We start from the raw sequence: 23,084 nt of genomic DNA, 5'->3' as shown, positions 1-23,084 counted from the left end.
ACCAGGGCCAGGACGTGCTGTTCTTCGTCGACAACATCTTCCGCTTCACGCAGGCCGGCTCCGAAGTGTCGGCGCTGCTGGGTCGTATTCCGAGCGCCGTGGGCTATCAGCCGACGCTCGCCACCGACATGGGCGCGCTGCAGGAGCGCATCACCACCACGCAGAAGGGCTCGATTACCTCGGTGCAGGCCATTTACGTTCCGGCCGACGACTTGACCGACCCGGCGCCGGCGACCTCGTTCGCCCATCTGGACGCGACCACCGTGCTGTCGCGCGCCATTTCGGAAAAGGGCATCTATCCCGCGGTCGACCCGCTCGACTCCACCTCGCGCATGCTCTCGCCGCTCGTCGTCGGCGAGGAGCACTACCAGACCGCCCGTATGGTCCAGCAGGTGCTGCAGCGCTACAAGTCGCTGCAGGACATCATCGCCATTCTCGGCATGGACGAACTGTCGGAAGAGGACAAGCTCGCGGTGGCGCGCGCCCGCAAGATCGAGCGCTTCCTGTCGCAGCCGTTCCATGTCGCCGAAATCTTCACCGGTTCGCCGGGCAAGTTCGTCGAACTCGCTGACACCATCAAGGGTTTCCGCGGCCTCTGCGAAGGCAAGTATGACCACCTTCCCGAAGCGGCCTTCTACATGGTCGGCACCATCGAAGAAGCCGTCGAGAAGGGCAAGAAGCTGGCTGCCGAGGCGGCGTAAGGGCGAATGGCGAACAGGGAGTAGCTGACAGGGCTGCTCCCATTCCTTCCCATTCGCTACCCGCTATTCGCTATTCGCAAGGTTCAAAATGGCTACCTTCCACTTCGATCTCGTCTCTCCCGAAAAGCTCGCCTTCTCCGGCGAGGTCGATCAGGTCGACATTCCCGGCGTGGAAGGTGATTTCGGCGTGCTCGCCGGCCACGCGCCGGTCGTCGCCGCGATCCGCCCGGGCATTCTGACGGTGTTCTCCGGCGGCAGGCAGGAGAAGATCATCGTCACCGGCGGTGTCGCCGAGATCTCTGAAAAAGGTCTGACCGTGCTCGCAGATGTTGCGCGGACTCTCGAAGAACTCGACCGGGCCAAGCTTGCCGATGTCATCGCCGAGATGGAGGCCAAACTGGCCGAGAAGGAGGGCGACGAACTCGATCGCGCCGTCGAACGCCTCGACCACTTCAAATCGGTGCAGCAGGAGATCCAGACCACGGCTATGCACTAGGCCCCGGGGCACCGCTCCGGGGCGTAATGAAGGCCGAGGCACCATCGGCGCTCGTCACACCGTGACGGGCGCTTTATTTTTGGCTGCCTGAACGCTCCGACTTCTGTTCGGGGCGCGCGCAGGCTGGCTTCGATCGCCAAGGTTGCGCCGGGGAACTTCTGGCGGCATTGTGCCGCAGCAGAACGTGGTTCGGGGCTGCTCTCGATGAAACGCAAGATCGCGGCGATTTTTGCGGCCGATATTGCCGGCTATTCCAGACTGGTTGCCGAGGACGAAGAGGAGACGCTGCGCCGCCTCGCCTCCTACCGCCAGGTGACCGACGATTTCATCGCCAAGGGCGGCGGGCGGATTTTCAACACCGCTGGCGACGCCGTGCTCGCCGAGTTTCCGAGCGCGGTCGAGGCCGTCCGCTGCGCGATCGATATCCAGGAAAGCCTGCGTACCCGCAACATGGCCTATCCGCCGAGCCGGCAGATGGCGTTTCGCATCGGCATCACGATCGGCGACGTGGTCGAGCGCGACGGCGATCTGCTCGGCGACGGCGTCAACATCGCCGCGCGCCTGGAGGGGCTCGCCGAAGTCGGCGGCATCTGCATCTCGCGCGCGGTGCATGAGCAGGTCGCCAACAAGCTCTCGGTGCAGTTCGCCGATATCGGCGCGCAGGAGGTGAAGAACATTCCAACCCCGGTGCATGCCTACATGGTGGCGATGCGTCGCGAGGACGGCACCTACGCAACGCCGCAGGCCAAGAAATCAGCCAAGGCGCAAGGCCCGGCGCAGCCGAACTGGATGTGGCCGGTCGCCGTCACCGTCGTCAGCCTCGCCGCGATCGGCGTCGGCGGCTTTCTCTATTTCACCAAGCTCGAGACGTCAGCTTCGCCAAAGGTCGTTGCCACCAGCAGCAGTCCAAGTCCCGTCAGCTCAAGTCCTGTCAGTTCAAGTGCTGCGCCGACGGCGGCCGCCGGGCCATCATCGGACAAACTTGCCACCGGCAATATTCCCTTCGTCAGCGACAAGGTGCGCGCCGCACTGGTGTCCGACTATGTCCCGGCTGCCGGTTTCAAGGCGTTCTCGCTCAACATTGGCGGCTTCAGCGCGTCCGTTACCGGGCAGCCAAGCGAGGAGGCGGCCAAACTGGCGGCGGTGGAGCAATGCCAGAAGCGCGCGGATTCCGCCCAATCGCCGCGCAAATGCGAACTCTATGCCGTCGGCGACACCGTTGTTTACGCCCGCGGCAGGCCACCGCTGCCGCCGCTGCCCTGGATCCGGCATGATGCCGTGACCGCGCAGCCTTTCGTCGCCAGGAACGTCCCGCTCACCCGCGAGGCCGGCAAGGCGCGGCTCGAGGCGGTCTACGAGCCGGCGCGGCAGAACAAGGCGGTCGCGCTCGGACCCGGCGGCGCGCTGTTCTTTCCGATCGCGCTCGATAGCGTCGATGAGGCCGCGCGGCGGGCGCTCGAATCCTGCGGCGGGATCGCCGGCGTGCCCTGCCTGATCATCGCGCTCAACGATACTTTCGTGGTTCCGATCCCGACCACGCTCAAGGCGACCGGCTTCTTCAAGGCAAGCGGGAATACGATGATTGCCGCCGAAGCCCGCGACGAGGTCGCGCGCCGCCTGGCGGAGGCGCAGAGCGGCTGGAATGCGGTGGCGGTCGGTGCTGCCGGCCGGCCCGGGCTCGGATTGAAGGTGGCGACCGAGCAGGGGGCGGTGAGTGACGCGCTGGCCGATTGCGCCAGGCGCGACAGCAATTGTCAGGTCATTGCCATCGGCCCGTTTTCGGTCGGTCCTAACTAGACCATGACCTGCTGGCGCTTGAATTCGATTTGTCTGTTCTCGAGAAGGCCTCGGAAGTCCGGGGGGCGGCGGATCTGCGGCCGATCGCCAGCAGCATGAACAGGCACCGGTAACCCTGGTAGCGGGCAGCCGGGCGGGTACGTTCGCGCCCGTGCATGATCAGCACGCCGTTCTTGCTGAGCACGCGCCACTCCCAACTCCGGCGGCGCTTGGAAAAAGTCACTTCCATCATGAGAGGCTAGACACCGTGAGGGGCGGATTATTTCAGGACTTAATCCGTTAGTCTGCGGTCGCTCCAAAAGGTTCGCTAATACCAAAGTCAGCGAAGGCGCCCGGCGGCGGGGGCTGAGCCCGTCCAATCTAGCGAGCGAAGCCCGCAAACGCCTGCGCCACCATCCTGTAGACATTGCGCCGAAATGGCACGACCAGGTCGGCGACGCGATCGAGCCGCTCCCAGCGCCAGGAATCGAATTCGGCCGGTTGGCCGTTGCGCGGCGTCAGCGGATCGATCTCGGTGTCGCTGCCGGTGAACCGCAGCGCGAACCACTTCTGCCGCTGGCCGCGAAATTGCGCGAGGCGGTGCGAGGGCGGTCCGTCATAGGGCGGAAAATCATATTTTATCCAATCGGTCTCGCCGAGATAATCGGCGCTGACCGCCCCGGTCTCCTCCCAGAGTTCGCGCATGACGGCATCGCGCGGATTCTCGTCGGCGTCGATGCCGCCCTGGGGCATCTGCCACTCCAGCCCGGGAAGAATGATCTCCGGTCCGTCGTCGCGGAAACGCCGTCCGATCAGCACCTCGCCGGAGACGCTGAACAGCGCGATCCCTACATTGGGCCGATAGGGTTTGTCGGACATCGCTGATGAGTGCCGGTTGGCGTCGCGACGACGCGGGAGAACCAATGGCTAGAGCATGATCCGGAAAAGTGTGAAGCGGTTTTCCGAAAAGATCATGCTCAAACAAAGACCTAAAGCGCGATGACGATTGATCCAAATCTCATCGCGCTTTAGCCGCCCGCGAGGCTGGCGAATTCCTTGACCACGCGCTCATAGACCGGCCGCTTGAACGGTACGATCAGGTGGGGGAGATTCTTCATCGGCTCCCAGCGCCAGCTCACGAATTCGGCTTTGTGCCCGCCGCCGGGGCTGGCGACGTTGATCTCGGCGTCCTTGCCGGTGAAGCGCACCGCGAACCATTTCTGCCGCTGCCCGCGATAGCGGCCCTTCCAGGCGCGGCCGGCCACGGTGCGTGGAATATCGTAGATCAGCCAATCCGGAACTTCGCCGAGCTTCTCGACGGAGCGGACGCTGGTCTCCTCGTAAAGTTCGCGCTTGGCCGCCTCCCAGGTATCCTCGCCGGGATCGACCCCGCCCTGCGGCATCTGCCAGACATGGGTATCGTCGACATGCTCGATGCCGCCGGCCCGGCGACCGATGAAGACCAGCCCGGCCGCGTTGATCAGCATCATGCCGACGCAGGTCCGATAAGGCAGCTCCTCGTAGCGCGCCATGTCCGTCAGGCTTCCTTTGTTTGCATCAAGTCTTCTTGCCTCTCGTCCATCCGCAATGGGCCGGTTCCGGTACGGTCGCGAAGGAGCTGGATCGACGCCACCAGCTTGATCTCTAGCTTGATTTTGATTTCAGCATCGCCGTTGTCAATGGCACAAGCATGATGCCGCGGCCTTCAAGGGTCTTGATCCACGTGCCGAGCCGCTCGATCGAAATCGGGAGCGCCGAGGCAACGCCCACGGCCACCCCGCGCTCCTTGGCGAGCGTCTCCAGTTTCACCAGCGTCCTGTCGATTTCGGCCGAGGTCGGCACGGCATCGATGGTGAAATCGGCCTTGGCGAAGGGCATGGCCTGCGCCGTCGTCAGCGCGGACGCGGTGCTGCGCGGCGAGGAGCCGTCATCGAGATAGCCGAGGCCGCGCTTGGCCGCCTCGCGGACGATCGGCTGCATCGCGGTGTCGGTTGCCGTGAAACGCGCGCCCATGAAATTGGCGATCCCGGCATAGCCCTGGAAACGGCTGAGGTGCCAGTATAGCCGGTCGAGGTTCTGCTCGGGCGGGAGCGCCGTGAGCAGGGTCTGCGGGCCCGGATCGTTGTCCGGATAGTCGAACGGCTCCATCGGAACCTGCAGCAGGATCTCGTGGCGCTGCGCACGAGCCCGCTCGGCCAGCTTGGCGGGATCCGTCCCGTAAGGCGTGAAGGCCAGGGTCACCGCCGGCGGCAGTTTCATGATGGCATCGGCCGTCTTGGCAGCCCCGACACCGAGGCCGCCGACGACGATGGCGACGACCGGCATCCTGGCTGCCTTGGTTCGGTCGGCGTCGGCCGCATAGACCGTGAACGGCTTCAGGCCATCGGCCACCATCGGGATCATGCCATAGCGCGCCTTTTCCAGAAGGCGCGAATCGATCCCGACCATGGCCGCCGAAGGCCCGGTGTCCGCGCCGGTCTTGCCGCCGCCGTCGCTGCCGATCACGACGTCCTGCCGCTTGCCGCTGGAGCCATCGATGATGGTGACCGTCTTGCTGTCGCCGGCGGCTGCCGGGGAGGCGGACTTGGCCGGCTGCTCGGTGTGGCCGGACGCCGCCGCGGACGGCTTGTCGTCCGCCGGCTTGGGAAGCGCGACCCGGGCGACTGGCTCGCCGCCCAGCGGGTTGTCGGTAAAGAGCGTTACCGTCAGGAAGGCGATCAGGACGAGGCCGAGCAGCACGGCCAGCGCCTGCATCGCGGTAAACGGCAGCCTTAAGCGCCGCTTCCGGCGCTCCGTTTTCTGCCCGAGCGGCGCACTCAGTTCGTCGACCGTTTCCGTCATCAATCTTCCCGAATCACCCGGGCCCGACGATACCACGATGGCCTTGATTCGAGCGCCTGCACGGCTCCGCAAAAGCGCCGTTCCGGGCGCAAGGCAGGAATCGGCAACGAAAAAGGGGCGGCCCGTGGCCGCCCCTCTTGTTCACCTACATCCGGATCGCTGGATCAGTTCGCCGCCTTGGTGGCCGGCTTTTCGACCGCCGCCTTGTCACCGGTCGCCGGGCCGCTCGCGGTCGACTTGATGCCGTGCAGCAGGTCGGCCGCCGTCTTCAGTGCCTTGTCGTCCTTGGCATCCGGCGGCACGTAGGACTGCGAGCCGGTCTTTTCGTCGCCGTCGTTCTTCAGGTGGCCGCGGAGCGAAGCCTCGCCCTTGGTATCGGTGCGCGCCTTCAACTCGTCCGGCACGTCCTGCAGCACCTCGATGTCGGGCACGATGCCCTTGGCCTGGATCGACTTGCCCGACGGCGTGTAATAGCGCGCGGTGGTGAGCCGCAGCGCGCCGTTGCCGCTGCCGAGCGGGATGATGGTCTGCACCGAGCCCTTGCCGAACGAACGCGTGCCGACCAGCGTGGCCCGCTTGTGGTCCTGCAGCGCGCCGGCGACGATTTCCGAGGCCGATGCCGAGCCGCCATTGACCAGCACGATGATCGGCTTGCCCTTGGTGAGGTCGCCCGCGTGCGCGGCGCGGCGCTGGGTTTCCTCGGCATTGCGGCCGCGGGTCGAGACGATCTCGCCGCGCTCGAGGAAGGTATCGGAGACGGTGACCGCTTCTTCCAGCAGGCCGCCCGGATTGTTCCGGAGATCGATGATGTAGCCCTTCAGCTTGTCGCCGATCTGGTTCGACAGGTTGTTGATCTCGCGCTTCAGGCCTTCGGTGGTTTGCTCGTTGAAGGTGGTGACGCGGATATAGGCGATGTCGTCCTGCTCGACGCGCGCGCGGACCGAACGGACGCGGATGTTGTCGCGCACCAGCGTGACTTCGATCGGATTGTCCTGACCCTTGCGGATGATCTTGAGACGGATCTTGGTGTTGACCGGCCCGCGCATCTTCTCGACCGCCTGGTTCAGGGTGAGACCCTGCACGGCTTCGTCGTCGAGCGTGGTGATGATGTCGTTGGCCATGATGCCGGCCTTCGAGGCCGGGGTGTCGTCGATCGGCGAGACGACCTTGATCAGGCCGTCTTCCATCGTGACCTCGATGCCGAGCCCGCCGAATTCACCACGGGTCTGCACCTGCATGTCGCGGAAGCTCTTGGCGTCCATGTAGCTGGAATGCGGATCGAGACCGGCCAGCATGCCGGAGATCGCGGATTCCACCAGCTTGGAATCGTCGGGCTTTTCGACATAGTCGCTGCGCACGCGCTCGAACACGTCGCCGAACAGATTGAGCTGACGGTAGGTGTCCGACGTCGCGGCGCGTGCCACCGATCCCATCAGCACCGAACGGGGCTGCGTCACGAAGAGCGTCAAAGCCGCACCGGTGGCGGCGCTGAGAAGAATTACAGAAGTCTTGCGCATCATCCGCGAACCTTTTCGCCTTCATGTGTGGCCCACCATGGGCCTGAGTCGATTGGAGTGCCGTCCTTGCGAAACTCGACGTAGAGCACCGGCTGGCTCGCGGTCGTTGCGAGAATGGATGCGACCTGGGACGTCGTCCCCATGGTCGCGACCGGCTCTCCCGTAAGTACAAACTGGCCGATGTTTACCGAAATGCGCTCCATCCCGGCGATCAGGACATGATACCCGCCCCCGGCATTGAGGATCAAGAGTTGTCCGTAGCTGCGGAACGGTCCAGCGTAAACAACCCAGCCGTCACACGGTGTTGTGACCTGAGCCCCGGCCCGGGTTGTCAAAGAAATGCCTTTTTCCACGCCGCCCGAGCCGTCGGAACCGCCAAAATCGCGAATCTTGCGGCCGTTAACCGGAAGGGAAAATAGTCCCTTGGCGGAGGCGAATGCGATCGCCGGGCTGAGCCGGGCAGGGTCCTTCAGCGCCCCGAGATTGGGCTTGCCCCCCGGGGCCGCCGGCGCGCCCTGCAGGCTGGCGGTCGCAGCCGCCTTGGCGGCGCTCTTCAGGTCCTGCTCCATTTTCGTGATCAGGCCCTGCAGGCTGTCGACCTGCCGGGACAGATTGACGGCGCGCGTCCCCTCGGTCTCCATGTCCTTTTCGATCGCGCTCTGCTTGCGCTGCCGCTCGTCAATCAGCGCAGCCAGCCTGATCTGGTCGTCCTTCAGCTTGTCGCGATCCTGCGCCAGCAAATCGCGCTCGTTGGCGATCCTCTTGCGCAGGTTCACGAGTTCGCCGAGGTCGGCGGCGAGCTTTTCCGCACGTCCGCGCAGTTCGGGGACGACGGCGCCGAGCAGCATGGCGGTACGCAGCGATTGCAGCGCGTCCTCGGGTCGCACCAGCAGCGCCGGCGGCGTGCGCCGTCCGGCACGCTGCAAGGCCGCCAGCACCTCGATAATTTCAGTGCGGCGTGAATCGAGCGTCGCGCGAACCTCCTGCTCGCGAGCATCGAGCGGGCGCAGCCGCCCCTCGGTCTCGCCGATGCGAGTCTCGATGCCGCGGACCTGGGTGGCGATGTCGATCAGTTGCTGGTTGAGCTTGGCGCGGTCCTGGCCGATCGCGGCCATGTCGGCCTTCAGCTTCTTCTGCAACTCGGCCGCCTTGCGCTGCTCTTCGCGCGCAGCCTCGAGTTCCTGCTCGCGCTGCTTGATCGCATCGGGCGAAACGGCGTTGGCCTGCTGCGCGGGCGGCGCCGTTTGCGCCATCGCCGGCGCAAGCGATGCCGCGGGGAGGCCTGCCAAAAGGAATATCAGCGCGACGGCTGACATCATCGGCCCGCCGCGATCGGCGGTGCCCGGGTATGAACGAATGTGCTGCGGTGAATGCATTCGGCCTGTTCAGCGTCTCTCTGTGTTCACGTCACCGTGCCTAGGCACGATGGTAGGGGTGGCCGGCCAGAATGGTCGCGGCCCGGTAAATCTGTTCAAGAAGCATGACGCGAACCATTTGATGCGGCCAGGTCGCCGAGCCGAACGCAATGCGTAGTCTAGCCTTGCGCTGCAAATCAGGCGAAAGTCCGTCCGCGCCCCCAATGGCGAAAACCGCGTTGGCGATCCCCTCGTCCCGCCACTGGCCAAGTTGCCGGGCAAACGCCGCGCTGTCGATGCTCTTGCCGCGCTCGTCGAGCGCCACCAGCACGGATTTTTCCGGTATCGCCGCCGCGATCGCCGCGGCTTCCTCCGAGATCCTTGTCGCGGTATCGCGGGCGCGGCTTTCCGAAATTTCATGAATCGCAAGACCGCGGAAACCGAGCTTGCGGCCGATGTCCTCGAAGCGCTCGCGATAGCGCTCGGCCAGTTCCTGCTCCGGACCCTGCTTCAGTCGGCCGATTGAGACAACGAAAAGTCGCATCGATGGACAGGCGCGTATGCTGGTTCTGGCGTGTGCCGTGTTCTGCGTGCCGATTCCGGCGTGCACTTTCCGGCACGCGCGCTTCATGCGCGCGCAAGCATACTATATGCGCCTCAGCCGATTCGCACCGGCCGGGAGTTCAGATCGCTGCCGCCGCCGGGTTCTGCGCCCACAACCTTTCGAGGTTGTAGAATTCGCGGACCTCGGGTCTGAACACGTGCACGACCACATCGCCGGAATCGATCAGCACCCAGTCGCAATTGGGCAAGCCCTCGACATGGATGTTCTTGATGCCGGTTTCCTTCAGGGCTTTCGTGACGTTCTCCGCGATCGCGCCGACATGCCGGTTGGCCCGGCCTGACGTAACGATCATGTAGTCGGAAAATGCGGATTTGCCGCGAAGGTCGATGGTGACCGTTTCTTCCGCCTTCATATCGTCGAGGCGGGAGAGGATCATACTCAGCGTCTTGTCGGCGTCAGGTTGCGCCTTCAAGGCTGCAGCTTGGGTCGATGTTTTACGCGCGGTCTTGGCAGGTTTGCTGGCAACCTTGGGTAAAACAGACTTGGACTTGGACAATACAGGTGTGGCCAGGGACCATTCCTTTCACTGTATCGCGAACGCCGAATCTTGGGCGTCGCGGACCATATTAGGCATGTGGGGTTAATGGTTTCAATATTCCAGTAGCCCCGCTTGCCGGTTCGAACCGGACTGTCACTTCTTTGCCTTCCAGCTTCCGTCGGAGTTCCTAAGGGCGGTGGAAGACAAATTGAGCTTCATGCCGGTGAGAAAAGTCCAGGCGGGCGCCTGCCGATCGGCCAGCCGTGCCGCCTGATTTTCGGGCACGCGGTAGCGCGCCAGCGCCAGGGCGGCAGGGGCGGCGAGGGCCCGGAAACTCTGCGGCGGACGGTCGATCACGGCGAGCGGCACCTCGGACGCGATGCGGCGCCAATCCTTCCAGCGATGGAACTGCGCGAGATTGTCGGCGCCCATGATCCAGACGAAGCGCACGCCGGAAACGCGGCGCCGCAAGTGAGTGATCGTATCGACAGTGTATCTGGTGCCGATGACAGCTTCGAGACAGCTGACGTCGATGCGCGGATCGCCGGCGACATCGCGCGCCGCCTGTGCGCGTTCGGCAAGGCCGTGCAGCCGTCCGGTATCCTTGAGCGGATTGCCCGGCGTCAGCAGCCACCAGACGCGATCGAGCTTCAGGCGCTTCAGCGCAAACAGGCTGATGGCGCGATGCGCCGCGTGCGGCGGATTGAACGAGCCGCCGAGCAGGCCGATACGCATGCCGTTGCTGTGGAACGGGATCGCTTGTGCGGCCGGTTGCGATTGCATCGGCCGTATCACCGCATGCGCCGGCTGGTGTTCACGGCCGCGTCTGCCCGGTGCCGTGGACGCGATATTTGAAGCTCGTCAGCTGCTCGGCGCCGACCGGGCCGCGGGCGTGGAATTTGCCGGTGGCGATGCCGATCTCGGCGCCGAAGCCGAACTCGCCGCCGTCGGCGAACTGCGTCGACGCATTGTGCAGCACGATCGCCGAATCCACCTCGCTGAGGAATTTCTCGGCCGCCTTGGCGTCCTCGGCCACGATCGCATCGGTGTGGCGCGAGCCGTGGTCCCGGATATGCGCGATCGCAGCGTCGACGCCGTCGACCACCCGCGCGGCGATGACGGCATCGAGATATTCGGTGTCCCAGTCCTCGTCGGTGGCCGGCTTCACCCGTGCGTCGACCTTCTGCACGGCGTCGTCGCCACGTACCTCGCAGCCGGACTCGATCAGCATCTCGACCAGCGGCTTCAGATTCGCCTCGGCCGCGGCGCGATCGACCAGCAGCGTCTCGGCCGCGCCGCAGACGCCGGTGCGGCGCATCTTGGCGTTCAGCACGATCGATTTCGCCATGTCGAGCCTGGCGGTGCGATCGACATAGACATGGTTGACGCCCTCGAGATGCGCGAACACCGGCACGCGCGCCTCGGCTTCGACGCGTGCCACCAGGCTCTTGCCGCCGCGCGGGACGATCACGTCGATGCCGCCGTTCAGCCCTGACAGCATCAAGCCGACAGCGGCGCGGTCGCGCGTCGGCACCAGCGCGATCGCGGCTTCGGGCAGGCCCGCTTCGCGCAGGCCCTGCACAAGGCATTCATGGATCGCGCGGCAGGAACGGAAACTGTCGGAGCCGCCGCGCAGGATCACGGCGTTGCCCGATTTCAGGCACAGCACGCCGGCGTCGGCGGCGACATTGGGACGGCTCTCGAAGATCACGCCGATGACGCCGAGCGGCACGCGCACGCGCTCGATGGTCATGCCGTTCGGCCGCTGCCAGCTTTCAGTGACGGTACCGACGGGATCGGCGATGCCGCGCACGACGGCGACGCCATCGGCCATCGCATCGACGCGCGATGGCGTCAGCGTCAGCCGGTCGAGGAACGCCGACGTCGCGCCGCCCGCCTTTACCTCGGCGACATCATCGGCATTGGCCGCCAGGATCCTTGCGGCGTTGGCGCGGATCGCGCGCTCGATCGCCTCCAGCGCCCGGTTCTTCTGCTCCGGCGGCGCCAGCGCCAGCACGCGCGCGGCGGCGCGCGCCCGGGTGGCGAGGTCGGTCATCAGGGCGGGCAGATCGGCGTTGCCGTCGATTGCCTTGAGGGGGGCGGTCATCGGAGGTCCCGGTTTCCAGGTTAAGGCCACTTGAGGTTAAGGTCATGGCCTAGCACGAAAATCCGCCTCTTGCGAGGTCCGGTGCCGGCATGGCTGGCTGGCGGTATCGGGTAAATGGAGACTCGGCCAATGGCCTGGCGGCGTCCTACTTGACCGGGACGGTTCCGGCCGGCCCGACCACCAGATCGTCGCGGTGGATCATCTCGGCACGGCCGCTGATGCCCAGGATCACCATCACATCAGGCGAGGAGCGGCCCTTGATCTTCTCGGCATCCTCGGCGTCGTAGGCGATGAGGCCACGGCCAATTTCATGGGTGTCCGGCCCGCGCACCACGACCGCATCGCCGCGCGCGAACTGGCCGTCGATCCGGATGACGCCGGCCGGCAGCAGGCTCTTGCCGGCACGAAGCGCGGCGACCGCGCCGGCATCGATGGTCAGGGTGCCCTTCGGCTCCAGCGAGCCGGCGATCCAGCGCTTTCGCGCGGTGACGGGATTGGCGGGGGTGAGGAACCAGGTGCAGCGTCCGCCGTCCGATATCGCCTGCAGCGGATGCTCGATCTTGCCGGAGGCGATCAGCATGTGCGTGCCCGACGTCGTCGCGATCTTCGCCGCCTCGATCTTGGTGTACATGCCGCCGCGCGACAATTCGGATCCAGCCGCACCCGCCATGCCCTCGATCTCCGAGGTTACGGACTCGACGATCGGAATCAGCCTTGCGTTCGGATTGGCGCCGGGCGGCGCGTCGTAGAGGCCGTCGATGTCAGACAGCAGGACCAGCAAATCGGCGCTCGCCATCGTGGCGACGCGCGCGGCAAGCCGGTCATTGTCGCCGTAACGGATTTCGTTGGTGGCGACCGTGTCGTTCTCGTTGATCACGGGCACCGCGCGCCACTCCAGCAGCTTTGCGATGGTCGAGCGGGCGTTGAGGTAGCGGCGGCGCTCCTCGGTGTCCTGCAGCGTCACCAAAATCTGTCCGGCGCCGATGCCGTGCGCGCCCAGAACCTCTGACCAGATCCGCGCCAGCGCGATCTGTCCCACGGCGGCGGCACCCTGGCTCTCTTCGAGCTTCAATGGACCGCGCGGCAATTTCAACCGGCTGCGGCCGAGCGCGATCGAGCCTGATGAGACCACCAGCACGTCGCGGCCTTCACCGTGCAGCTTGGCGATATCGGCGACCAGCGCCGACAGCCATTTGGCGCGAACCTCGCCGGCGTCAGAATCGACCAGCAGCGAGGAGCCGACCTTGACGACGATGCGGCGGAAGTTCTTGAGCGCTGGGCGTTTCATGGTGCGGTCGAACGATGCGATGATGGGGAAGCAATACGCGCCAGTTCCCGGATTTGGAAGTGGCGCAGCAGGGACAGGCGGAAGTTTACGTCAGCCTTGCGGCGGCGGCACCGGCGCCCACGGGTCCTGGCCGCCCTTTGCCTTCTGCGAAACCGGGGCTTCGCCGATCACCTCGACCAGCGCCTTCAGCGCTTCCTGCACCCCTTCGCCGGTGACGCCGGAGAGCAGCAGCGGCGTCTTCTTCGCGGCGCGCTTCAGGCGTTCCTTCTGCTTCTTCAGTTCGTCCGGCGCGACGGCGTCGATCTTGTTGAGCGCGACGATCTCGATCTTGTCGGCAAGATGCCCCTCATAGGCCTCGAGCTCGATCCTGACCGTCTTGTAGGCCTTGCCGGCATGCTCGCAGGTCGCATCGATCAGATGCAGCAGCACGCGGCAGCGCTCGACATGCCCGAGGAAGCGGTCGCCGAGCCCGGCGCCTTCATGCGCGCCCTCGATCAGTCCGGGGATGTCGGCCAGCACGAACTCGCGGCCCTGCGCGTTCACGACGCCGAGCTGCGGATGCAGCGTGGTGAAGGGATAGTCCGCGATCTTCGGTTTCGCCGCGCTGACGACGGAGAGGAAGGTCGACTTGCCGGCATTGGGCAGCCCGACGAGGCCGGCGTCCGCAATCAGTTTCAGCCGCAGCCAGATCCAGCGTTCCTCGCCTTCCTGGCCGGGATTGGCGTTGCGCGGCGCGCGGTTGGTCGAGGATTTGAAATGCGCGTTGCCGAAGCCGCCATTGCCGCCCTCGGCAAGCACGAATTTCTCGCCGAGCTCGGTGAAGTCGTGGATCAGCGTCTCGCGATCCTCGTCGAAGATCTGCGTGCCGACCGGCACCTTGAGAACGGTCGATTTGCCGTTGGCGCCATGGCGGTCCTTGCCCATGCCATTGCCGCCCTTCGGCGCCTTGAAGTGCTGCTGATAGCGGTAGTCGATCAGCGTGTTCAGCCCATCCACGACCTCGACGATGACGTCGCCGCCGCGGCCGCCATTGCCGCCGGAGGGTCCACCGAACTCGATGAACTTCTCGCGGCGGAACGCCACGCAGCCATTGCCGCCGTCGCCGGAGCGGATATAGACCTTTGCCTCGTCAAGGAATTTCATGGCTGACAAGTAAGGCAGCACGCCCGCTGCGGCAACCCTGCCAGGGGCCGAAATGGGCGAAAAGGATTAACTTTGGACATCCCGCCACGATCGGTGGCGGTTGCGGATCGCGGCTCTGCAACAAGACGGGTGGCTCGTTTGCGCCCCAACTGTGGGCTGCTTCACAACCGGTCCGCGGCTACCGTTGCAGAATGCATGGCAGCGTTGGCGCGCCCCTTCAAACGGTCTAGATTTTCAGCCGGGACGTGACCCGTGCATCGCTGGCATCTCATCGAGGCAGGTCCTCCCCCGCAGACAGGCGCGGCGCAACCCTTCTTCACGAGGAGTATGTGCAATGAAGACTGCGAAAAAGAAGCCCCCCAAGAACCCTCCCAAGAAACCCGTCAAGAAGACGAAGCTCAAAGCTCTCATCAGGAAGAGGCCTTCCATCATCTCGAAGAAATCTTCCCACGGCAACGAGATCGACGACATCTTCAAGGACTGGAACAAAAACGACTCTCCCGGCATGACGATCGCCGTGCGCCACAATGGCAGCATCGATTACCGCGCCGGCTACGGCCGTGCGGATCTCGACCGCCAGATCTACAACTCACACGACACCGTCTTTCACGCTGCATCGCTGACCAAGCAATTCACGGCGCTGGCGATCATGATGCTGATCAACGATCCGAGCCTTGCGACCACGCAGATTACCCTCGACACCGACGTGAACACGAGCACGCTCATTCCCGAACTCGGCGGCATAACCCAGTCGAACGGCACGCTCCAGCCGATCACCATCCGGCAACTGCTGCATCACACCAGCGGGATCAGGGATCAGTGGATACTTGCCACGATGGCGGGTTGGCGCATGTCGGACGACGTGATCACCCGGGACGACGTCATGAACCGGTTCGTCGGATTGTCGAAGTCGCTGAACTTCACGCCCGGCAGCAAGTACTCGTACAGCAACACCAACTATACGATTGCCGGCGAGATCGTCCGAAAGGTCTCCGGGCTCTCGTTGTCGGCCTTTTGCAAGCAATATATCTTCGGACCACTCGGCATGACAAAGACGAAGATCATCGAAACCCATGGCGAGATCGTGCAGGATCGCGCCTATGGCTATCGAACTCCGCCGCTCACGGGAGTGGGTTGGGAGATGCGGATGCCGAACTATGATCTCACCGGTCCGACCAACCTGCAGACCACCGTTGACGACCTCATGCTCTGGGACGCCAACTTCGACTCGGCGACCGTCGGCGGTACAGCCGCACTGACGGAGATGCAAACGCCCGGGCTCGGCGATTACGGGCTCGGATTGTTCATCTTGAATCAGAGCGGCATCAAGATCGTCGAACACAACGGGCGGGATGCCGGATATCGCTCGCACCTGATTCGCTTTCCGGACCGGAATCTGTCGATTGCGCTGCTGGCCAACCTGGCCTTGCCGAACACGCTGGCAACCCTGACGTTCACGCTGGTGCGCAAGGTTGCCAATCTCTATCTCGGCACTTCTTTGACCGCGCCGATGCCGCCGCCGCCGCCAATCACCGCGCCCGGTCCCACGCCGGCAAATCCGGGCGAATTCACCGGCCAATTCCACAGCGACGAACTCGACGTCACCTACACGCTGGGCCTGAAAGGAATGGCAGTCCAGGTCATGCGTGAAAAGTACGCGGCGGTCACCCTGTCCCCCCTCAGCGACGCCGATACGTTCAAGACGACGTCGGCATTCAGCAACGTGCTCTCCCTGGTGAAGTTCACGTTTTATCGCGAGCAGGGACAGATCGCCGGCTTCTTCATGGATGACATCTCGGGAGGAGATCAACTCAGCAACTTCAAATTCAGGAAGGTGGCTTAGAGTTGATCCAGCGCGGCGCGTCCGCTACGCCGGGGTCGGCGGGCGCGTCGCTTCGCTCATGGGGGGCTGGATGAAGAAACGCGTCATTCGCGCGCTGGTTACCGGCGCGGGCACAGGTTCGAGCGCAAACCTGATCCGTGCGCTTCGGGCCATGTCGCCCAAGCTGCATGTGGTCGGCGTGAACCACGACCGGTTTTTTCTGAGGTTGTCGATCGCCGACGCGAACTACCTCACCCCCGACCCCGACGGCGGCGAGTTCACCGATGCGCTGCTGGAGATCATCAAGCGGGAACGGATCAACGTCGTCATGGCGACCAACGACAACGTGGTCAAAGTGCTTTCCGATCACCGCCGCCGCTACAAGGTCGACCTGCTGCTCCCCCGCCGCGAGACGATCGACCTGTGCCAGGACAAGTATGCGCTGACCGAGTTTCTGCGGCGCAGGAATATCCCGGCCCCGCGCACATTCGAGATCAAGTCGCTTCGCAGCCTGGACGGCATCTTTGCGAGGTTCTCGAATGAAGGCCTGCTCTGGTGCCGCACCCGCCGCGGCTCGCGGTCGCTCGGCGCCACCCCCGTCGCCAATATCGAGCAGGCGCGGTCCTGGATCACGCAATGGCGGGACTTGCGGGGCGTGAAGGTTTCCGACTTTACGCTCGCCGAGTACCTGCCGGGGCGGCACTTCATCGTTCACAGCCTGTGGCACAAGGGCACCATGCTGCGAACCCAGGCGGTCGAGGTGCTCAACTATTTCGCGGCCGGCAACAACCCGAGCGGCATCTTTTCCATGTGCTCGCTGGCCAAGACCGTTGCGGCGCCCGAGGCCGTCGAGGTTACCTTGAAGGCGGTCGAGGCACTGGAAAAGGCGCCAACGGGCGCCTTTTTCGTCGAATTGAAAGAGGACGCGGACGGCGTGCCTGCGATTACCGAGATCAACGCCGGTCGCTTTCCCTCAGGTGTGACGGCGCTGCTGGCGGTCGGCAGGGACAACATGGTGGCGTCGTTTGCCGCGGCCGCGGCCGGCGAAAAGGTCAGCGTTGCTGCCGAACCCCGCGGATCGGCTGCCGAATATTACATGGTGCGCGATATCGATGCGGTGCCTGCGATCTTTCCCGCGGAAGAGCTTCTGGAACAGGCCGGGCAGGCGGCTCGACGGCGACGCTAGAGCCGGGCTTGTCGCAGTCGCGATTTGGTGTAGAGTTGGTTCCATACTTATGTTCATAGAACCCAAACGATGGATGTGCATCGATGAGTGGTGGATATATCCTGCCTCAAGAGGAAGGCGAGCACCAAGTCGTTATCTTCACCTTTATCGGGCCGGTTACCGATGACCAGGCCGCGCAGTGGAATAAGCGGGTGCTTGAGCTCAAGAACATGTTCGTGAACAAGAAGGTCCGCAGCTATCTGGCGGGTGTCACCGTCAAGGGTGAACGGACGCCGGAAGAATTGATGGCCACGAAGAAGAAAAAGAAGAAGAAATGACGGCTTCGAAAGCGAAGCAGTCTTCGACCCGTCGAGCGGCCAAAGCAAAATCTCCCGCCCCCTTTGAGCTGCGCGTTGCCCTCAAGGGCGACAAGCAGCTGACCGAGAACGTGATCGTCGAGGTGCTCGCTGCGGCCCGGCGTCTCGGGCTCGCAGCGCCTGACGTACAGGTCGTGCGCAAGCCGAGGGTCCGGCCAAGGCGGATTGCGAAGCGCAAGTCCCGCTAGGCGGTTTCCGCCAGGGCGCCGCCGGATGGCGGGAACCACGGCTTCATGCCGAGTTGGTCCAGAAGCTTCTCGCCGCGGTCGCGGAACTCGTTCGCCTCCGCCTGCAGCCCCTGCCGGCCGTGGAGGTCTGCGCGCGTGAGGTGACAGTGCGCCAGCAGCGGCAACAGATCGAGTTCGCCGGAAATGGCGCTCGCGCGCTCGATCATTCTCTCGCCGGCTTCAAGATCGTCAGCGCGCGCGGCGTGGATCGTCGCCGCCAGCCAGCAGGCGTGGGCTTCAGCCGCGCGTTCGCCGAGGCTCCTCGTCCGCTCCAGCAGGTCGGTCAGCGCCTTCTGCGCCTTGTCGAATTCGCCGGCAAGCACCAGCGCTTCGACATAGGCGATGAGCGTAAGCGATCGGGTGATCTGGGGTTCGGCAATCTCGTCGAGCGAGACGGCTTTCTCCAGCAGTGCAAGCCCCTCCCGGACCTGCCCGAGCCGGGCCATCGTCCGGCCAAGGCCGGCCATGATCCGCGAGGCATAGGCGTCCAGGTCATGGGTGGCACAGACGTCGAGCAGGCGGTCGAAAACCTGGATGGCGGCTCCGCCGTTTCCCTTGTTGAGGGCGATAGATCCGATGCTCCAATGGGCCCACATGATCGAATCCGGCTGCCCGACCGCGTCCGCCCGGCGCACCGCCTCGGCAGCGCAGGCTTCCGCCCTTTCGAATTCGCCGACGACCGCGAGACTGATCGCAAGGTGGCTTCGGGCAAATGCGGCGGGCAGGACGGGGAGGCCGTGAAAATCGTCCGACGGCTTGCCGTCGAGCATGGCCAGAATTCCTTCGAACGATTCGATGGCCGCACGGAATTCGCCGCGGGCCTGTCTGGCGCGCGCCATGTACATCTTCGTCGCGAGTTGCAGCCGCTCGTTGTCGCCGGCGAGGCTCAAGGCCCGTTCGCCCGTCGCCAGCGCCTCTGCGTACCGCGCCTTCAGGACAAGACAATTGGCGGTAAAGGAATGAATCCGCCCAAGCCGGGCGCTGTCCTCGAGCTGTGTGGCAATCTGTTCAGCCGCGTTGAGGCAATCAAGCGTTTCCTGGACGCGCCCCAACGGCGTCAACGCGTGCCGCAGATCGATGCGCAGATCGATCGCCAGCGTGGCCCGCTCGTCGGACGGCAAATGCTCGACGGCGAGAAGCGCCCCCTCGAGATGCTGAACCGCGATGCGGTTTGCTGCACGGGCGACTTCCCGCGCAGCGGCGACCTGGAGATGAACGATCGCCCGGTCCCATGCCTGGGCGCGAACGGCATGGAAGGCCAGCCAGTCGGATTTTTCGGTCAGCCGATCGGCATATGCCTGCTCGCCGGCAATCAGGGTCGCGGTATGAAGCGTGCGGCGCCGGTCTGCCGAAAGCATCCGGTAGGCGGCATCGTGAACCAGCGCGTGCTTGAACCTGTATTCGATGTCCGGAAACAGGTTTGTCTCGTAGAGGAATTCGGCATCCTGGAGGCGCTTTAGCGCCTCGCGCAGCCGATCCGGGCGCAAGTTTGCCACGGCCTGCAGGATGCTGAGGGGCGCTTCATATCCAATGACGGCCGCAGCCTGCAGCAGGCGCTTGTCAACGATAGACAGCCTGTCGATGCGCGAGGTCAGCAGGGCTTCGATCGTCTGGGGTATCTTGAGCTCGACGATCGACGTTGTGGTGTGATAGTCGGCCTGCTTGCCGTTGAGCACGCCGGTCTCGACGAGCGACCGCACGCTCTCCTCCAGGAACAACGGTGTCCCGCCCGTTTTCTCGATGAGGATTTCCTTGATCTGTCCCAGCGCCTCGTCGAGGCCGATCAGCGCGTCGAGCAGTTCGCCCGCGATGTCGTGCTCGAGAGGGTCGACCCGGATCTGGGTGAAGTAGGACTTGCTGGTCCAGCCGTGATGAAATTCGGGCCTGAAGCTGACCAGGAGCATGATCCGCGCACCGGGAAGACCATCGACGAGGCCGTCGATAAAGGTCATTGTCTCCTGGTCGATCGAGTGCAGGTCCTCGAGAACGAGCAGGAGCGGCCGCACTTCGCTCTCGCGGAACAACAGCCGCTTGACGGCTTCGAGGATTCGCTGCCCGCGCTGCGGCCGGTCCGAGGGGGGCGCCTGCGCGTCGTCGAGGGAAGGATCGAGCAACAGGAGCAGTGCCGGCAGCCCCGCCAGCAGCGCCTCATCCAGGCTCATCAGCCTGGTGGTGACCTTCTCGCGAATGGTCTGCGAATCGTCGGACGTGGTGAGCTGGAAATAGCTCCTGAGGAATTCCGTGACCGGCAGGTAGCTGGTGGCCGAGCCGTAGGAGAGCGCGCCGGCTTCGAGGATGTGCCAGGAATCCAGGCAGGGCGCGCGGGTGAATTCGTGGATCAGACGAGACTTGCCGACACCCGGCTCGCCAACCAGCGCCACGATCTGGCCATGGCGCGCATAAGCGAGATCAAGCGCATGCCGCAACTGCTTGATCTCGTCGTCGCGTCCGACGAAGCGCGTCAATCCGTGCCGCGCCAGAGCCTGAAGTCTCGAAACGGCAACGGCACCCAGCAATTCGTAGGACAGCACGGGCGCGTTCAGCCCCTTGACGAGCATCGGGCCGAGCGACCGGGTCATGACATAGCCCTGCGCCAGGTGCAGGGTCTGCGACGACATCAGAATCGTGCCTGGAACGGCCATCTGCTCCATGCGCGCGGCCAGATGTACGGCCTGGCCGTGAGCGGAGTAGTTCATGTGCAATTCGCTGCCCAGCGAACGCACGACGACTTCGCCCGAATTCAGTCCGACGCGTACCAGCAGCGGGACGCCCCTGGTCCGGCGCACCTCCTCCGCGTACTTGCGGATCAACTCCTGCATCTTGAGCGCGGCAAAACAGGCCCGGACGGCGTGATCCTCATACGCGATCGGTGCCCCGAACAGCGCCTGGATTCCGTCGCCCATCACCTGGTTGATCGTGCCCTCGTAGCGTCCGACAGCTTCCATCATCCGTTCGAGAACGGGGTCAAGCAGCGAGCGGGCATCCTCGGGATCAAGCTCGGCGATATACTCGGTCGATCCCTTCATGTCCGAGCACAGCACGGTCACCTGCTTCCGCTCGCCCTCCTGAGACGTTTCGGATGTGAAGATGCTCTGGGCCAGGTGACTGGGCGCGTGAAAGAATGGCGATGCCGAAAGGAGGGGAGCCGAATGTCTCGGCGCGACGACAGGAATGGAGGCGCCGCAATTGTCGCAATACTTGCTTTCGGGGCGCAAACGGCTGCCGCAGGTCGCGCAGGCGATGCCGAACGACATGCCGCACTCCCGGCAGAACTTTGCCTCGTCGCGATTATCTTGCCGGCATCGTGGACACTGCATGCGTAGACCTTCGGCATGACGGCCCGCCCCGAATACGGGCGGAGGCGTTGCTGCCAAAGGCTCCTGCACATGGCGCGCAACGGTTGTTCAGCCGAAGAATACCATGCAACCGATGGTCCTGTTGCATCCGCCCGCGAAGATATTTCCTCGCGGTTTGTGAACCACTTCACGAACGAAGTGCCACCTCGGATAGTATAATGCGCCGGGATGGTCCGGCAAAACGCCGGCGGCCGGGAGGTCGGGCGCCACGCGACCGGGACGGCTTGTTCGTCTATTCCGGCCGCTTCCGAATCAAGAACTTCTGCATCCCCTCCAGCACCAGCTCGCGGCGCTGGTTGTAGACGGTCGAGCGCAGCGTCACCACGCCGGTGGTGCGGCCGGGTGTCAGTTCGATCACCTCGAGCGCCGGATAGATCGTGTCGTCGGCATAGACGGGCTTGAGGAATTTGCTGGACTGTTCGAGGAAGCCGACCAGCGACTCCTCCGTGACGAAGGGAAACAGTCCGGCGCCGGGCGCGGTGTGCACCAGCGTCTGAAAGCCGTGCGCGAGCAGATGCGGCATGCCGCGGGCGCGGCAATATTCGACGTCGTAGTGGATCGGATGGGTGTCGCCGCTCGCGGTCTGGAACGCGGCGAACACCGCGGAGGTCTGGGTCCGGCTCGGGATCACAAAGCGCTCGCCGAGCACGAAGTCCTCGAACCAGCGCTGTTCGTCCACCATGCGGTGTTTCGTCGGGTCGAAGTCGGCCATGTCGGGTTTCCCGCGGTTTCCTGTGAAGAATACCGGTATCGCGGCGCTGCGGCTGCGGCAATTCGTTCAATTCGCCTTGCCCGGGCTTGTCCCGGCCATCCACGTCCTTAAAACAACGACCCAAAGGACGTGGGTGGCCGGAACAGGTCCGGCCATGACGGCGAAGGTATGCATCCTCATGAGCCTGTTCGGCAAGCTCTCCAGCTATGACGAGCGTTCCGCGCGGCTCGCCGGCATCGGCCTGATGCTGCTGTCGATCTTCATGTTCTCGTTCGGCGACGCGCTCGGAAAATTCATGGTCGCGACCTACTCGGTCGGGCAACTGTTGTGGCTGCGCGCCTGTGTGGCGCTGCTGGTTCTGTTGCCGGTGATCTGGCAGCAGCGCGCCGAGTTCAGGCGCCTCGAACGGCCATGGCTGCAGCTGCTTCGCGTGACGCTCTCGACGCTGGAGGTCGCGGCCTTCTTCCTCGCCACCGTCTATCTGCCGCTCGCCGACGTCATCACCTATTACCTGGCGTCGCCGATCTTCGTCACCGCGCTTTCCGGCATCGTGCTCGGCGAGCGCGTCGGCTGGCGGCGCTGGACCGCGATCCTGATCGGCTTCTGCGGCGTGCTGATCGCACTGCGCCCGTCGACGCAGACCGTGAGCTGGCCGGCGATGATCGCGCTTGGCGGCAGCCTGTCTTTCGCGTTCCTGATGCTGATCACACGCTCGCTGCGCACGACGCCCGATATCGTGCTGACGAGCTCGCAATTCGCAGGCACGTTCCTGCTTGGCGCGCTGATGTCGCCGATCGGCTGGGTGACGCCGACGCTCGGCAGCCTGGCGCTGTTCGCGGTGGCGGGCGTGACGTCGGTGATCGCGCTCTTGTGTATCAACCGGTCGCTGAAACTGGCGCCGGCCAGCGTCGTGGTGCCCTATCAATATTCGATGATCGTCTGGGCGGTGATCTTCGGCTTCGTCGTGTTCGGCGACGTGCCGTCGATCTCGACGCTGATCGGCGCCGCCATCATCATCGGCGCCGGTTTCTATATTTTCCTGCGCGAGCAGAAGCTCGGGCGCGAGGAGGCGGTGGTCAATCCGCCGGCGTGATCTTT

General features: G+C 64.4%; 21 protein-coding genes. 8 read left to right on the top strand and 13 right to left on the bottom strand.

The features are described 5' to 3' along the window. The 3 genes from V7E26_RS09395 to V7E26_RS09385 all read left to right on the top strand — a co-directional run. On the top strand, window positions 1-701 hold a 701-nt coding region (locus V7E26_RS09395), incomplete at its 5' end, for an ATP synthase beta subunit C-terminal domain-containing protein (protein WP_442893372.1). Between the two features lie 88 nt (window positions 702-789). Continuing rightward, entirely contained in the window at window positions 790-1,197 is a 408-nt protein-coding gene (locus tag V7E26_RS09390; protein WP_324415167.1) for a F0F1 ATP synthase subunit epsilon, read from the top strand. Between the two features lie 204 nt (window positions 1,198-1,401). Continuing rightward, window positions 1,402-2,994 carry an adenylate/guanylate cyclase domain-containing protein gene (locus V7E26_RS09385; protein ID WP_324415166.1) on the top strand — a complete coding sequence of 531 codons (1,593 nt, stop codon included), beginning with the start codon at window positions 1,402-1,404 and terminating at the stop codon, window positions 2,992-2,994. Window positions 2,995-3,354: 360 nt separating this feature from the next. On the opposite strand, the gene V7E26_RS09380 is transcribed toward V7E26_RS09385, so the two are convergent. From V7E26_RS09380 to obgE, 11 genes are all read right to left on the bottom strand, one after another. Next, a complete protein-coding gene (locus tag V7E26_RS09380; protein ID WP_324415165.1) occupies window positions 3,355-3,852 on the bottom strand; it encodes an RNA pyrophosphohydrolase in 498 nt (165 codons plus the stop codon). Between the two features lie 149 nt (window positions 3,853-4,001). Then, window positions 4,002-4,505 carry an RNA pyrophosphohydrolase gene (locus V7E26_RS09375; protein WP_324415164.1) on the bottom strand — a complete coding sequence of 168 codons (504 nt, stop codon included), beginning with the start codon at window positions 4,503-4,505 and terminating at the stop codon, window positions 4,002-4,004. Window positions 4,506-4,617: 112 nt separating this feature from the next. Beyond that, window positions 4,618-5,814, bottom strand: a complete 1,197-nt coding sequence (locus V7E26_RS09370) for a divergent polysaccharide deacetylase family protein (RefSeq protein ID WP_324415163.1) — start codon at window positions 5,812-5,814, stop codon at window positions 4,618-4,620. Between the two features lie 164 nt (window positions 5,815-5,978). Further along, a complete protein-coding gene (locus tag V7E26_RS09365; RefSeq protein WP_324415162.1) occupies window positions 5,979-7,334 on the bottom strand; it encodes a S41 family peptidase in 1,356 nt (451 codons plus the stop codon). Next, entirely contained in the window at window positions 7,331-8,650 is a 1,320-nt protein-coding gene (locus tag V7E26_RS09360) for a murein hydrolase activator EnvC family protein (RefSeq protein WP_442893371.1), read from the bottom strand. The genes V7E26_RS09365 and V7E26_RS09360 overlap by 4 nt, the downstream gene beginning before the upstream one ends. Before the next feature lie 97 nt (window positions 8,651-8,747). Next, window positions 8,748-9,230: a 23S rRNA (pseudouridine(1915)-N(3))-methyltransferase RlmH gene (gene rlmH / locus V7E26_RS09355; RefSeq protein ID WP_324415161.1), complete on the bottom strand. Its 483-nt coding sequence runs from the start codon at window positions 9,228-9,230 to the stop codon at window positions 8,748-8,750. A gap of 139 nt (window positions 9,231-9,369) precedes the next feature. Beyond that, a complete protein-coding gene (gene rsfS / locus V7E26_RS09350) occupies window positions 9,370-9,723 on the bottom strand; it encodes a ribosome silencing factor (protein WP_324415160.1) in 354 nt (117 codons plus the stop codon). Between the two features lie 219 nt (window positions 9,724-9,942). Next, window positions 9,943-10,572: a nicotinate-nucleotide adenylyltransferase gene (locus V7E26_RS09345; protein WP_324415159.1), complete on the bottom strand. Its 630-nt coding sequence runs from the start codon at window positions 10,570-10,572 to the stop codon at window positions 9,943-9,945. Window positions 10,573-10,603: 31 nt separating this feature from the next. Continuing rightward, the gene (locus V7E26_RS09340) at window positions 10,604-11,896 is read right to left on the bottom strand and encodes a glutamate-5-semialdehyde dehydrogenase (RefSeq protein WP_324415158.1); all 1,293 of its coding nucleotides are present in this window, start codon (window positions 11,894-11,896) and stop codon (window positions 10,604-10,606) included. A gap of 145 nt (window positions 11,897-12,041) precedes the next feature. Beyond that, entirely contained in the window at window positions 12,042-13,184 is a 1,143-nt protein-coding gene (gene proB, locus V7E26_RS09335; protein WP_324415157.1) for a glutamate 5-kinase, read from the bottom strand. A 90-nt stretch (window positions 13,185-13,274) separates the two neighbouring features. After that, a complete protein-coding gene (gene obgE, locus V7E26_RS09330) occupies window positions 13,275-14,327 on the bottom strand; it encodes a GTPase ObgE (RefSeq protein ID WP_324415156.1) in 1,053 nt (350 codons plus the stop codon). A gap of 184 nt (window positions 14,328-14,511) precedes the next feature. Between obgE and V7E26_RS09325 the strand changes: the two genes are divergently transcribed. The 4 genes from V7E26_RS09325 (at window position 14,512) to V7E26_RS09310 (ending at window position 17,879) form a co-directional block, all read left to right on the top strand. Then, a complete protein-coding gene (locus V7E26_RS09325; protein WP_324415155.1) occupies window positions 14,512-16,170 on the top strand; it encodes a serine hydrolase domain-containing protein in 1,659 nt (552 codons plus the stop codon). 70 nt (window positions 16,171-16,240) lie between these two features. Then, window positions 16,241-17,335: a hypothetical protein gene (locus V7E26_RS09320; RefSeq protein ID WP_324415154.1), complete on the top strand. Its 1,095-nt coding sequence runs from the start codon at window positions 16,241-16,243 to the stop codon at window positions 17,333-17,335. Window positions 17,336-17,418: 83 nt separating this feature from the next. Beyond that, window positions 17,419-17,652: a hypothetical protein gene (locus tag V7E26_RS09315; protein WP_324415153.1), complete on the top strand. Its 234-nt coding sequence runs from the start codon at window positions 17,419-17,421 to the stop codon at window positions 17,650-17,652. Continuing rightward, window positions 17,649-17,879, top strand: a complete 231-nt coding sequence (locus V7E26_RS09310) for a hypothetical protein (protein ID WP_324415152.1) — start codon at window positions 17,649-17,651, stop codon at window positions 17,877-17,879. Before V7E26_RS09315 ends, V7E26_RS09310 begins: the two co-directional genes overlap by 4 nt. Here the strand turns inward: V7E26_RS09310 and V7E26_RS09305 are convergent. Then, complete coding sequence (locus V7E26_RS09305; protein ID WP_442893370.1) at window positions 17,876-21,235, bottom strand: AAA family ATPase; 3,360 nt, start codon at window positions 21,233-21,235, stop codon at window positions 17,876-17,878. The two genes, V7E26_RS09310 and V7E26_RS09305, sit on opposite strands and share 4 nt — an antisense overlap. Before the next feature lie 271 nt (window positions 21,236-21,506). Next, entirely contained in the window at window positions 21,507-21,986 is a 480-nt protein-coding gene (locus tag V7E26_RS09300; RefSeq protein WP_324415150.1) for a MaoC family dehydratase, read from the bottom strand. Between the two features lie 178 nt (window positions 21,987-22,164). On the opposite strand from V7E26_RS09300, the gene V7E26_RS09295 reads away from it, so the two are divergent. Beyond that, a complete protein-coding gene (locus V7E26_RS09295) occupies window positions 22,165-23,079 on the top strand; it encodes a DMT family transporter (protein WP_324415171.1) in 915 nt (304 codons plus the stop codon). Window positions 23,080-23,084 lie beyond the last annotated feature (5 nt).

Origin of the sequence: Bradyrhizobium sp. (assembly GCF_036735945.1) — a bacterium.
Taxonomy (GTDB): domain Bacteria; phylum Pseudomonadota; class Alphaproteobacteria; order Rhizobiales; family Xanthobacteraceae; genus Bradyrhizobium.
This window is presented reverse-complemented; position numbering and strand designations above follow the sequence as displayed.